Here is a 12,904-nt window from a genome sequence, read left to right as displayed (position 1 = left end):
GGCGCCCGTTTTTCTGCCTAACGAATGGAACAGCCATGAGCGCCGGTCTTGTCTTTCTTATCGTCGTCCTGATCGCCTTTGCTGGCTTTGTCGTGGGACGGCGCCGCGCACTGGCCACTGCAGGGGGCGACCCGCGCAAGCTGCATTCGCTGCCCGGCTATTACGGGCAAACCGTCTTTATTTTCGCTGCCGCCCCCGCCTTGCTGTTGCTGGTGGTCTGGATGCTGGCGCAACCTTTTTATGTTGAAAACCGCACCTCTGGTCTGATTGACACCGCTGATATCGCGGCGGGCAGTTCGCGCGATCTGGTGATGGCCGATGTGCGCCGCATTTCAGGTGGCATCGACACGCTGGTCGCCATCGGCGGCCAAAGCGAGGCGGACATCGCCACCATGGACGCGCAAGAAGTCGACGTGCGCAAGCTGCTGGCCGGTGTCGGCGTGGCGCTGGGGTCGGACGTGAACCGCAGCGTGTTCGAGGCTGCCAAAAGCTATCGCGGCACCACCGATACGATGAACCTGATCCGCACGGTGCTGGTGATTATCGCCAGTCTGGCCGGGGCGGCTTATGCCTATACCCGCATCAACCCAGAATACCGCGCTCGCAACGTGTCGGAATACGCGATCAAGCTGCTGCTGATCGCCTGTTCCAGCATCGCGATCCTGACAACCGTGGGCATCGTGCTGTCGCTGGTGTTCGAGACCTATCACTTCTTTCAGCTGTATCCGGCGAAAGACTTCTTCTTCTCCATGACGTGGAACCCGCAGTTCCGTGGCGGCTCTGACCTTGGCATCCTGCCGCTGCTGTGGGGCACGCTGTACGTGTCCTTTATCGCGCTGCTGTTTGCGGTGCCGATTGGCCTGATGGCGGCGATATATACGGCGGAATACGCAAGCCCGTTGGTGCGGTCCTTTGTCAAACCCGCAATCGAGGTGCTGGCCGGTATCCCCACCATCGTCTACGGTCTGTTCGCCCTTGTCACCGTCGGCCCCTTGCTGCGCGATTACTTTGCGCAGCCCTTGGGCCTTGGCAATTCGTCCTCTTCCGTCATGACCGCTGGCGTCGTGATGGGCATCATGCTGATCCCCTTCGTGTCGTCGCTGTCCGATGACGTCATCAACGCCGTGCCGCAGGCGATGCGTGACGGATCGTCGGGGCTGGGCGCGACCCATTCGGAAACTGTGCGCAAGGTGATCCTGCCTGCCGCGCTGCCCGGCATTGTCGGTGCGATCCTGCTGGCCGCCAGCCGCGCCATTGGCGAGACGATGATCGTCGTGCTGGGGGCAGGGGCCGCGGCCAAGATCAGCGCCAACCCGTTCGAGGCGATGACAACCATCACCGTGAAAATCGTCAGCCAGCTGACCGGCGATACGGAATTTGCATCCCCTGAAACCCTTGTTGCCTTTGCCCTTGGCCTGTCGCTGTTCGTCGTGACGCTGGGGCTGAACATCATCGCACTGGTTATCGTGCGCAAATACCGGGAGCAGTACGAATGACCGACCTGAACACCACAGGCGCGGCCCCCGGCCCGCGCAAGAAAACATCGCTGATGGTGCAAGACGCCCGCACCAAGAAACGCAACGCCGCTGAAAAGCGCTTTCGCCTTTATGGCGTGCTGGCCATCGGGATCGCGGTGCTGGCACTGGTGACCTTGCTGGCCTCTGTGCTGATCAACGGCTCGTCCGCGTTCCGCCAGACGTTCATCACGATGGACATCTATCTGGACCCGGCCAAGCTGGACAAAAAAGGCACCGGCGCGATCGAGGATATCGCCAAGGTATCGACCTTTGGCTACGCGCCGCTGATCCAACAGGCGTTCGAGACGGTTTTCGAGAAAGACAACATCGGCGTCGAAGGCATGACACCCAAGACCGCGGCAGAGCTGATCTCTCCCGAAGGGTCGGCCCAGCTGCGCCGCTATGTTTTGGCCAACCCAGAGGAAATCGGCGACACCGTGTCGTTTGACTTCCTCGCTGGCGGGCGCATCGACGGCTATTTCAAAGGCCGCGTGACCATGGCCTCGGCCGAACTGGACAGCAACGTGACGCCAGAGCAGTTGCAACTGGCTGACCAGCTCAAAGACGCGGGCGTGCTGCGCACCAAGTTCAACTGGGACTTTCTGACCAACGCCGACGCATCGGAAAACCGGCCAGAGGCCGCAGGTCTTGGCGTCGCGATCATCGGCTCGCTTTACATGATGATGGTCGTGCTGGTTCTGGCCCTGCCCATCGGCGTCGCGGCCAGCATCTACCTAGAGGAATTCGCGCCCAAGAACCGCTGGACCGATATTATCGAGGTCAACATCGCCAACCTTGCCGCTGTGCCGTCGATTGTGTTCGGTATCCTTGGCCTTGCGATTTTCATCAACTTTGCAGGCCTGCCCAAATCCGCGCCCATCGTGGGCGGCCTTGTGCTGACCCTGATGACGCTGCCGACGATTATCATCGCAACGCGGGCCTCGCTGAAATCCGTGCCGCCGTCGATCCGCTCTGCCGCGCTTGGCATTGGCGCGTCCAAGATGCAGACCGTGTTCCACCACGTCCTGCCCTTGGCGCTGCCCGGTATCCTGACCGGCACGATCCTTGGTCTGGCGCAGGCGCTGGGTGAAACCGCGCCCTTGCTGCTGATCGGCATGGTTGCCTTCGTGCGCGACTTCCCGGGTGCGCCGCCAGAGGGTCTGTTCGACCCCGCCGCGGCCCTGCCGGTGCAGGTCTACAACTGGACGCAGCGCGCTGACCCCGCCTTCGTCGAACGTGCGCAGGGGGCCATCATCACGTTGTTGGTGTTCTTGCTGATTATGAATACGGTGGCGATCATTCTGCGCCGCCGCTTTGAACGCCGCTGGTAAGGGTGCTGAAATGGAAGATATGTATCATATGGATAGGGCCATGACCGGAACCCAAGACATCAAGATCTCTGCCCGCGACGTGAACGTATATTATGGCGAAAAGCACGCCATCAAAAACGTCAGCGTGGAAATTGCAGACAAGACCGTCACCGCCTTTATCGGCCCGTCGGGCTGCGGCAAATCAACGTTCCTGCGGTGCATCAACCGCATGAACGACACCATCGACATCGCCCGCGTGACCGGCAACATCCTAATCGACGGCGAAGACATCACTGATCCCCGCGTCGATCCCGTGCAGCTGCGCGCCAAGGTCGGCATGGTGTTTCAAAAGCCGAACCCGTTCCCCAAGTCGATCTATGACAACGTGGCCTACGGTCCGAAAATCCACGGCATGTCCCGCAACAAGACCGACCTGGACGAGATCGTAGAGCGTGCCCTGCGCCGCGGCGCCATTTGGGAAGAGGTCAAGGACCGCCTGCACGAACCCGGCACCGGCCTGTCCGGCGGCCAGCAGCAGCGTCTGTGCATCGCCCGCGCTGTGGCGACCGAACCCGAAGTGCTGCTGATGGACGAGCCTTGCTCTGCCCTTGACCCCATCGCTACCGCGCAGGTCGAGGAATTGATCGACGAGCTGCGCCAGAACTATTCCGTCGTCATCGTCACGCACTCCATGCAGCAGGCGGCGCGTGTCAGTCAAAAGACCGCGTTCTTTCACCTTGGCGACATGGTTGAATACGGCGAAACCGACAAGATTTTCACCAACCCAGAAGACCCCCGCACCGAGAGCTATATCTCGGGCCGGATCGGGTAAGGAGCGGCTGACATGCACGAACAACACATCTCCTCGGCGTATGATCGCGATCTTGATGCGATCACCACGCTGATCCTGAAAATGGGCGGACTGGTCGAGGACGCGATCCTGCAGGCTGCCGAAAGCCTTGCCACGCGCGATCTGGAACTGGCGCAAAAGGTCCGCGCCGGTGACAAAGTCATCGACGCGCTAGAGCTGGAAATCAGCGAAGCCGCTGCCCGCACAATCGCCCTGCGGGCCCCTGTATCCAAAGACCTGCGCTCGCTGCTTACCGTGCTGCGTCTGGCGGCATCGCTGGAACGCATTGGCGATTATGCGAAAAACATGGCCAAGCGGACGTCCGTTCTGGTCGATATGTCGCCCATCGCCGGGGCAGAGGCGTCCTTGCGCCGCATGGCCCGCGAAGTGCAGGGCATGCTGAAAGACACCCTTGATGCCTACGTCAAAGGCGACGTGCAGATGGCCGAGGATGTGCGCCAGCATGACCAAGACGTTGACCAGATGTACAACGCCCTGTTCCGCGAATTCCTGACCTTTATGATGGAAGACCCGCGCAACATCACCGCCTGTATGCACCTGCATTTCATGGCGAAAAACATCGAACGCATGGGCGATCTGACCACCAATATGGCAGAGCAGGTGATCTATCTGATCACCGGCGAAATGCCCGAAGAGGCGCGCCCGAAAAGCGACAAAACCGCCTATATGACTCACCCGGAGTGAACAGATGGCATCCCAACCCCACGTTCTGATCGTCGAAGACGAAGAAGCGCAACGCGAGGTTTTAGCCTATAACCTAGAGGCCGAAGGCTTTCGCGTCACCCGCGCCGAAGACGGTGAAGAGGGGCTTTTGATGGTCTCAGAGGATCCGCCAGATGTGATCGTGCTGGACTGGATGCTGCCCCGCGTGACGGGCATCGAGGTGTGCCGCAGGCTTAAGGTCGACCCCGCCACACGCGGCATTGCGATCATCATGCTGTCGGCGCGGTCCGAAGAGGTCGACAAGGTGCGCGGCTTGGAAACAGGCGCGGACGACTATGTGACCAAGCCCTATTCCGTGACCGAACTGATGGCCCGCGTGCGCAGCCAGCTGCGCCGCGTGCGGCCAACGACTGTGGGGCAGGTGCTGGCGTTTGACGACATCCTGCTGGACGCCGAAACCCACCGCGTCAGCCGTGACGGTAGTGCGCTAAAACTCGGCCCGACAGAATTTCGCCTGCTGTCCACCTTTATGGAAAAGCCGGGCCGGGTGTGGTCGCGGGACCAACTGCTGGACCGGGTCTGGGGCCGCGACATCTATGTCGACACCCGCACCGTCGATGTGCACGTCGGGCGCCTGCGAAAGGCGCTAACTGCCTGCGGCGGCAGCGATCCTGTGCGCACGGTGCGCGGCGCGGGCTACGCGCTCGGATAATCGTTGCCAGAACGGGCAGGGCGGGATCATAGTAATCTATGACTCACCCGAACCCCGCCTTTGATGCTGCCGAATACGCGGACCGCTTGGGCCGCGTGCGGGCAGCAATGGACCGCGCCGGTCTGGACGTCCTTTTCATCACCGACCCCAGCAACATGGGCTGGCTGACCGGCTATGACGGCTGGTCGTTCTATGTGCATCAAGGCGTCTTGGTCGGCCCAGACGGGCCGCCGCGGTGGTGGGGCCGCGGCATGGACGCCGCAGGCGCGCTGCGCACCGTCTGGATGCCGGACACAGCGATCCACGGCTACGACGACAGCTATGTCCAGAACCCGGACAAACACGCGATGCTGGACCTTTGCGCGCTGATCAAAGCCTGCGGCTGGGATCGTGGGCGCGTTGGGTTTGAATTCGACAATTATTACTTTACTGCAGCGGCTTACAAGACGATCTTAAACCACTTACCCCATGTGGACGCGGTCGATGCCACCGCTCTTGTGAACTGGTGCCGCGCCGTTAAATCACCGACAGAGGTCACCTATCTGCGCCGCGCGGGCGCTATCGTGACCCGGATGCATCAGCACATCGCAGAGGTGGCGGAGGCGGGCATGCCGAAAAACATGCTGGTGGCACAGATCATGGCAACCGGGATTGAAGGCGCGGAGGGCCACTGGGGCGACTATCCGGCCATTGTGCCGATGGCCCCGTCAGGGCGTGATGCGACTGCGCCGCACCTGACATGGGACGACAGCCCGCTGCTGCGCGATGTGCCGACTTTCTTCGAGATTGCAGGCGCTTACAGGCGCTACCAGTGCCCGCAGTCGCGGACCTTGTTCCTTGGCCATGTGCCCGACACGTACCGCAAGGCCGAAGCCGCCGTCGCGGATGCAACGCAGGCCGTCCTTGGCATGGCCGCCCCGGGTCTGCGCTGCGAGGATTTGGCCCGTGTGTTTAACGGCACGCTTGCCCAGCACGGTTTTCACAAAGACAGCCGCGTCGGCTATGCCATCGGCATGTCCTATCCGCCGGACTGGGGAGAGCGCACCATGTCCCTGCGTGCGGGTGATAAGACAGCGTTAAAGGCGGGCATGACGTTTCATTTCATGCCCGCGCTTTGGCTTGATGACGGCGGGATCGAGATGACAGAGCCGATCCTGATCACCGCCGCCGGGTGCGAACGTCTGACGACGACGCCGCCCGGCTTGGTGGTCAAACCTTAGTCAGGCTCGCGTTAGTTTGCCCAAGGCCCGTGAAAGCCTTTGCCTTCGCGGTCCAGACGCTCGAACCCGTGACGACCAAAGTAGTCGCGCTGGCCTTGCAGCATGTTCGCCGTGCCGCGGTGGGTGCGCATGGTGTCGAAATACGCAAGGCCTGATGACAGCGCGGGAACCGCCAGACCATGCAGCGCAGCCTGCGCAACAACAGCGCGCAATGCGCCATGCGTTGCTTTAAGGTTGCCTGCGAAGGTACTGGCAAACATCAGGTTTTTGTCTGGATCTTCGGAAAGAGCCGTCGCCATATCGTCCAGCATCACGGACCGGATAATACAGCCAGCACGCCAGACCTTGGCAATTTCTGGCAGCGGCAGGTTCCATCCAAACTGCTCTGACGCGCCGCTGATCATGGTAAAGCCCTGCGCGTAGCAGATGATCTTGCCGGCAATCAGCGCTTGCTCCAGCTGGTCGACTGTCAAAGCACCGTTCAGCGCCTGCGGTGCGCCGCCAAAGATGTCTTCGCCCGTCTGGCGCAGATCGCGCGCGGCGGACAGATTGCGGGCGGCGACGGCAGCCTCGATCGCGGGGACGGGGGCACCAAGGTGCTGCGCCTCGATCGCGGTCCAGCGGCCGGTGCCTTTTTGGCCAGCGGCATCGGTGATGATATCCAGCAGCGGGCGGCCTGTGTCCGTGTCCTTGGCCTCTGCCACGCGGGCCGAGATTTCGATCAGGTAAGACGCCAGCGGGCCAGTATTCCAGCGGTCAAAGACGGCAGCGATGGCGGCGTTGTCTAGCCCCATGCCGTCGCGCAGGATGCCATAAACCTCTGCAATCATTTGCATATCGGCATATTCGATACCGTTGTGCACAGCTTTGACGAAGTGGCCTGCGCCTTGCTCGCCCATCCAGGTGGCGCAGGGTGTGCCGTCGTGCTTGGCGGAAATCGCGGTCAGGATATGGGCGACCCGGTCCCAAGATGCCTTGTTGCCGCCGCCCATGATCGACGGGCCAAAGCGCGCGCCTTCTTCGCCGCCCGACACACCGATGCCAAGGAAGGGCTTATCGCCTGCCGCCTCGGCCCGGCGGTTGGTGTCGTGAAAATTGGCGTTGCCAGCGTCGATGATCAGGTCGTTGTCATCCAGCAGCGGGCGCAGCGCCGCGATCTGTTGGTCAACGGCCTCGCCAGCAGGCACCATAAGGATAATCGCGCGGGGCGACTTGAGGCTGGCAACGAAGTCTTCCAGCGTTTCAGTCGCGGTAATGCGCGGGGCCAGATCGCCAGCGGTGGCTTTGAAATCCTGCGTGACGCGCGCGGTACGGTTGTAAACGGCGATGTCGAATCCGTTGTCCGCGATGTTCAGCGCAAGCGCCGCGCCCATCGTACCAAGCCCCAAAAGGCCGATTTCACTCTTGCTCATGTACCGCTCCAATCCAATGTTGCGGTGGGTTTACCGCGCGGGGGGCGGGGAAACAATATCGCAAGGGTTGCCCCCGGCCAGCAGCGGCATAAGGTGCAGGTCCACGCCAATCAGAGGGCCCGGATGACCACGCCGCATATCACGATTGCGCAGCTGCGCGCACAGGCCGGAAGCCGAGCGTTTCAGTCAGGCTGGCACCTGATTGACCAGCCGATGATCGACGCCTTTGCCGCGCTGACAAAGGACCATCAGTTCATTCATACCGACCCAGAACGCGCCAAGGACGGCCCCTTTGGCACCACGGTCGCGCACGGGTTTCTGACGCTGTCGTTACTTAGCGTCATGGCCGAACAGGCGCTGCCGCCGCTTGCCGGACTGCGGCTTAGCATCAACTATGGGTTTGATCGGCTGCGCTTTATTGCGCCAGTGCCCGCAGGAAGCGAGGTGCGCGCAGATTTGCAGGTGCAGGCGGTCGACACGGACAAGCCGGGGCAGGTCAAGGTGACGTGGGATGTGCAGGTCAGCATCCGGGGCCAAGACAAGCCCGCGCTTGTCGCGCAGTGGATACATCTGCATCTGGTCGATGCGGACTAGTGTAAATATGACAATGGGATGGAGCATGTTATGGACCTAGGGATCAGCGACCGCGCCGCGCCCCTGATCGCCGCGATCAAGGACATGATCGCCGCGCAGATCGCCCCGGTCGAGGCGGAATTTGCCGCTGAAGTCGGCAAGCATCCGGACGGCCGCTTTGCCCTGACAGACCGGCAAATTGCGATCATGGAGGGGTTGAAGCAGACCGCGCGGGACCGCGGCTTATGGAACTTTTGGCTGACCGGCAGCGACGCCGGATACGGGCTGACGACCGTCGAATACGCCTATCTGGCCGAGGAAATGGGCAAATCCACCCTCGCGGCCGAGGTGTTCAACTGCAACGCCCCTGACACCGGCAACATGGAAGTGCTGGAACGCTACGGCAGCGCGGCACATAAAGAACGCTGGCTAAAGCCTTCGCTGGCGGGGAAAATTCGCTCTGCCTACGCAATGACGGAACCCGATGTCGCATCATCCGATGCCACGAATATCGCATTGCAAGCGATGCGGGACGGCGATGACTATGTCCTAAACGGAGAGAAATGGTGGATTTCCGGCGCAGGCGATCCGCGCTGCAAGCTGGTCATCGTGATGGCCCAGACCGATCCAGAGGCTGCCAAACATCAGCGTCATTCGATGTTCCTGATGGACATGGACACGCCCGGTCTGCGCATCTTGCGGCCCATGCAGGTCTTTGGCCATGACGACGCGCCGCACGGGCATATGCACCTGGAATTCAAGGACGTACGGGTGCCAACGGATCAAATGGTGCTGGGGCAGGGACGCGGCTTCGAGGTCGCGCAGGGCCGTCTTGGGCCGGGACGCATTCACCACTGCATGCGGGCAATTGGTCAGGCAGAGCGGGCGCTGGAACTGCTGTGCGAACGCGCTGTGACCCGCCGCGCCTTTGGCAAACCGCTGGCGGAACTCGGCGCGAACTTTGACATCATCGCCGACGCCCGCATCCAGATAGAGGCGACGCGGCTGCTGTGCCTGAAAGCGGCGTGGATGATGGACACTGCCGGCACCCGGGCCGCGCAGCCTTGGATCAGCATGATCAAGGTCGCAGCCCCGCTGATGGCTTTGCGCGTGGTGGACGAGGCGATGCAGATGCACGGCGGCATGGGCGTGTCGCAGGATACACCGCTGGCGTGGATGTGGACGCAACTGCGCACGCTGCGCTTTGCCGATGGGCCCGACGCGGTACACCGCAGGCAGGTCGCGCGGGCAGAGTTAAAGAAATATGTCAAGGACACCAAATAGATGGCAGATGATCTTAATGTAACCGCCGTCGCCGATTGGGTTGATGACCGTCTGCCGGGGCTCGGCGGCGATGTCACGGTGCACCGCTTTGTCGTCGGTCAATCCAACCCGACGTTCCGTCTGGATACGCCAGCGGGGTCTTATGTCTTGCGCCGCAAACCGGGGGGCGTTCTGCTGAAATCCGCCCATGCGGTTGAACGTGAATTTGCAGTGCAAAAGGCGTTGCAGGGGACGGGCGTTCCGGTGCCACAGATGCACCTGCTGTGCGAGGACGTGAGCGTCATTGGCGCGCCGTTCTATCTGATGGACCACGTGGATGGTCGCAGCTTTGACGATCCGCGTCTGCCAGACCAGACACCGCCGCAACGCGCGGCGATCATCGACTCCATGAACGCGACGCTTGCGGCGATCCATGATGTCGATTTGCAGGCGGTTGGCCTGTCAGACTACGGCCCCGGCGGTGATTACTATGCGCGCCAAATCGGGCGCTGGGTCAAACAATACCGCGCCACCGCGACCGAAGAGATCCCCGCGATGGAGGATCTGATCACTTGGCTCGAGGCAAACACGCCGGGCGATGATGGCCGCCGCACGCTGGTGCATGGCGATTATCGCATCGACAACCTGCTGTTTGCCAAGGATGGCACCGATGTTGTGGCCGTGCTGGATTGGGAACTGTCGACGCTGGGTCACCCCTTTGCCGATCTGGCCGCCGTGATCATGCAGTGGCGCATGCCGCCGGGCGCGGATGGACGGGGGCTGGCGGGTGTCAATCGGGCCGCATTGGGTCTGCCATCCGACGCCGATTTCATCGCGGCCTATTGCAAGCGGCGCGGGCTGGACGGGATCAATGGTTTCGGCTTTTACCTCGCGTTTTGCTTTTTCCGCATGGGCGCGATCTTGCAAGGCGTTAAGAAACGCGGGATGGAGGGGAATGCCTCTAACCCGGAAAAGGCTGCGAAGCTCGGGGCTTATGTGCCGCTCTTCGCGCAGCAGGGTCTTAACGCCGCGCAGGACGAATGATGACACACACAGCAGACCACCTAGACCCCGCATTGGTCGAGGATAGCTATCCGATGCAATCGCTGATCGGCATGACCATGACCCATTGGGACGAGGGGATTTCGCGCTTTCGCTTGCCCCTTCGGCCAGAGCTGATGAACCGCTACGGCATCCCGCATGGCGGGCTCTATGCGGTCATTCTGGATACGGTGATGGGCTATGCGGGCTCTTATACCGGGGACGCCGCGCGCAAGCAGATGGTGATGACCCTGACGCTGACGACGAATTTCCTTGCGCGACCACAAGGCGTGATCCTGACGGGTGAAGGTCGCCGCGTAGGTGGCGGAAAATCCACGTATTTTGCCGAAGGCACCGTGACGGACGAACTGGGCACGGTCATCGCAACTGGCTCTGGCACGTTCCGCTACCGGCGCGGCACAGGCAGCTAAGGGCAGGGCGCGGGGATGGCGACGCAGACACAGGCAGACCTGCGCGGCGCAGTGGCGCGGCCGCCTGCGGGCTCTGTTTTAGGTGCAATCCTGCTGTCGGGGGGCTTTTTTGCCTATATCGCGTCCATTCTGCTGGATCAGCCGCTGGCGACGGACCTGAGCGCCGTGCTTATCCTGTGCTTTATCGCGCTGAACCTTGGCCGTGCATCGCGCATTGTGCAGATGTTCGCGGCGGCCTCTGTGCTGATCGCGCTGGCAGGCTGGGTCAGCGGCACGATAACGCTGGCAGACTACGGCGTGGCGGCAGGGCGCGTGGCGTTTCTGACCTCGATCCTTGTGGCGTTAATCTTTTTGCGGCTCGTCGCACAGCATGACGCGGCCTTTGCTGCGGCGGGCGGGTTTCTGGCCAGCCAGCCGCCATCGCGGCGCTATGTCTCGCTTGGGATCGGCGGCAATCTGTTTGGCGTGCTGCTGAACCTTGGCGGGCTTGGCCTGCTGATCGAAATGACGCTGGCGGGGCAACGCCGGATGGAGGCCGCAAACGGCGTCAGCAGCGCCGTGCATGACGTGCGCGAGCGGCGCATCGTGACGGCCATCGTGCGCGGCTTTGCGACCATCGCGTTCTGGTCGCCCTTTGGCATCGCGCTGAACACCTTGCTGCTGATCCTGACGGATCTGCACTGGGCCGATGCCGCCCCGTGGGGCGTTGCGTTTTCCTTTGGTTTCCTCGCGTTAGGGGCCGTTATGGATGTGATCGAACGGCGCATTTTCCCCATCTTGCCCAAGCCCGTGGTCGTGCCGCCATCGCCGGGGGACGCGGCGGGGCTTTGGGCGGTCTTGGCACATCTGGTTGGGCTTGGCTTGCTGGTCGTCGGCGGCGATGTGATCCTGCCATTTTCCTTCCAAGAGGTGCTGGTCACGGTCGTGCCGATCTATGCGCTGATCTGGGCGCTCGCACGTTTCGGCACGTTCGGCCCAAAACGCCTGCGCGGCGATTTTGTTGCAAATTCAGCGCGCTACGTGAACGAAGTCGGCGTTTTCGCGCTGGCTGGCCTGATCGGCGCATTGCTGGTCGCGATGGTTCCACAAGACGCATTGGACCCAGTGCTGCTGGCCATTGTCGATTTCGGCGGCCCGGTCGCCTTGGTTTTGGCGCTGGCCTGGGCGACACTGGCGCTGGCGATGGTCGGGTTTCATCCGATCATTAGCGTGGTGATCCTGGCCGAATTCATGGCCCGCACGCCGCTGATCTCTCAACAGGCGACATTGCTGGCGCTGCTGACAGGCTGGACGCTGACCGTATGCCTGGCGCCGCTGGCGACGACCGCCACTTACGTCGGCGCGATCGTAAACCGCAGCCCGTTGGTTGTCAGCTTGCGCTGGAACGGCATGTTCGGACTTGTCGGGCTGGCGGCGTTTTCAGCCGTGCTGGTGGCTGGCGTGACATTCGGGTGGTTCTGAGCGGGACACAAGCACGGCGCTTTTCCTGCAGGGGTCTGACGCATCGCAATGCTGGCAGGCAGGTGACATTTCGGCTTTGGTGCTGTGCAGATCCGTTGTTGCAACCAAGTTAGAATGTCCCTCGGTGTGCAAAGTAGAAATGTCTCAGGTGCGGTGTTGCAGCATGGCTGGGCAGGGCGGAGACGTCATCTATCGCAGCCCTGAACAGCCATGCTGTTTCGGTCATTCGGCGGGATGTGGCGCGGCAGTTTCACCTTTTGTCTTTGCCCGGCGGGCGAGTTTCGAGTTCCAGCCTTCGGTATTGCGTCGGCCGTTCGGGACGTAGACCGTCGCCTGCTTGCCCGCACGACGCGGTTTGGGCGGTGCCTTGTCCTGTTCGGCCTTGATATGCTCCAGCACTGCGCTGAGATGCTTGTTCTCGGTGATCGCC

General features: G+C 61.9%; 12 protein-coding genes and 1 pseudogene. 11 read left to right on the top strand and 2 right to left on the bottom strand.

The features are described 5' to 3' along the window. Positions 1 to 35 precede the first annotated feature (35 nt). The 6 genes from pstC to BM131_RS16360 are packed head-to-tail and all read left to right on the top strand — an operon-like array spanning position 36 to position 6,293. On the top strand, positions 36 to 1,496 hold the full coding sequence (gene pstC / locus BM131_RS16385) for a phosphate ABC transporter permease subunit PstC (RefSeq protein ID WP_090191198.1): 1,461 nt from the start codon (positions 36 to 38) through the stop codon (positions 1,494 to 1,496). Then, a complete protein-coding gene (pstA, locus tag BM131_RS16380) occupies positions 1,493 to 2,848 on the top strand; it encodes a phosphate ABC transporter permease PstA (protein ID WP_090191197.1) in 1,356 nt (451 codons plus the stop codon). Before pstC ends, pstA begins: the two co-directional genes overlap by 4 nt. A gap of 10 nt (positions 2,849 to 2,858) precedes the next feature. Continuing rightward, positions 2,859 to 3,659: a phosphate ABC transporter ATP-binding protein PstB gene (pstB, locus tag BM131_RS16375; protein ID WP_090191195.1), complete on the top strand. Its 801-nt coding sequence runs from the start codon at positions 2,859 to 2,861 to the stop codon at positions 3,657 to 3,659. Between the two features lie 12 nt (positions 3,660 to 3,671). Continuing rightward, positions 3,672 to 4,382 carry a phosphate signaling complex protein PhoU gene (gene phoU, locus BM131_RS16370; protein ID WP_090191193.1) on the top strand — a complete coding sequence of 237 codons (711 nt, stop codon included), beginning with the start codon at positions 3,672 to 3,674 and terminating at the stop codon, positions 4,380 to 4,382. Positions 4,383 to 4,386: 4 nt separating this feature from the next. Next, entirely contained in the window at positions 4,387 to 5,073 is a 687-nt protein-coding gene (gene phoB, locus BM131_RS16365) for a phosphate regulon transcriptional regulator PhoB (RefSeq protein ID WP_090191192.1), read from the top strand. 38 nt (positions 5,074 to 5,111) lie between these two features. Continuing rightward, positions 5,112 to 6,293, top strand: a complete 1,182-nt coding sequence (locus BM131_RS16360) for a M24 family metallopeptidase (protein ID WP_090191190.1) — start codon at positions 5,112 to 5,114, stop codon at positions 6,291 to 6,293. Between the two features lie 11 nt (positions 6,294 to 6,304). On the opposite strand, the gene gndA is transcribed toward BM131_RS16360, so the two are convergent. After that, entirely contained in the window at positions 6,305 to 7,705 is a 1,401-nt protein-coding gene (gene gndA, locus BM131_RS16355) for an NADP-dependent phosphogluconate dehydrogenase (RefSeq protein WP_090191189.1), read from the bottom strand. Between the two features lie 123 nt (positions 7,706 to 7,828). Between gndA and BM131_RS16350 the strand changes: the two genes are divergently transcribed. From BM131_RS16350 to BM131_RS16330, 5 genes are read left to right on the top strand one after another with little or no spacing between them, the layout of a single operon-like run. Further along, entirely contained in the window at positions 7,829 to 8,299 is a 471-nt protein-coding gene (locus BM131_RS16350; RefSeq protein ID WP_090191187.1) for a MaoC family dehydratase, read from the top strand. 30 nt (positions 8,300 to 8,329) lie between these two features. After that, positions 8,330 to 9,562 (top strand): acyl-CoA dehydrogenase family protein, encoded by a 1,233-nt coding sequence (locus BM131_RS16345; protein WP_090191243.1) that lies wholly within the window; start codon positions 8,330 to 8,332, stop codon positions 9,560 to 9,562. Then, a complete protein-coding gene (locus BM131_RS16340) occupies positions 9,563 to 10,585 on the top strand; it encodes a phosphotransferase family protein (protein ID WP_090191186.1) in 1,023 nt (340 codons plus the stop codon). It begins immediately after the preceding gene. After that, positions 10,585 to 11,013, top strand: a complete 429-nt coding sequence (locus BM131_RS16335) for a PaaI family thioesterase (RefSeq protein ID WP_090191184.1) — start codon at positions 10,585 to 10,587, stop codon at positions 11,011 to 11,013. The genes BM131_RS16340 and BM131_RS16335 overlap by 1 nt, the downstream gene beginning before the upstream one ends. A gap of 15 nt (positions 11,014 to 11,028) precedes the next feature. Next, entirely contained in the window at positions 11,029 to 12,474 is a 1,446-nt protein-coding gene (locus tag BM131_RS16330; protein ID WP_090191183.1) for a hypothetical protein, read from the top strand. Positions 12,475 to 12,696: 222 nt separating this feature from the next. On the opposite strand, the pseudogene BM131_RS16325 reads toward BM131_RS16330, so the two are convergent. Further along, positions 12,697 to 12,904: pseudogene (locus tag BM131_RS16325) on the bottom strand (ISNCY family transposase); the annotation flags it as partial.

Origin of the sequence: Loktanella salsilacus (genome assembly GCF_900114485.1) — a bacterium.
Lineage (GTDB): Bacteria > Pseudomonadota > Alphaproteobacteria > Rhodobacterales > Rhodobacteraceae > Loktanella > Loktanella salsilacus.
Note: the sequence above shows the minus strand (reverse complement) of the source record. Positions and strands in the feature narration are given on the sequence as shown.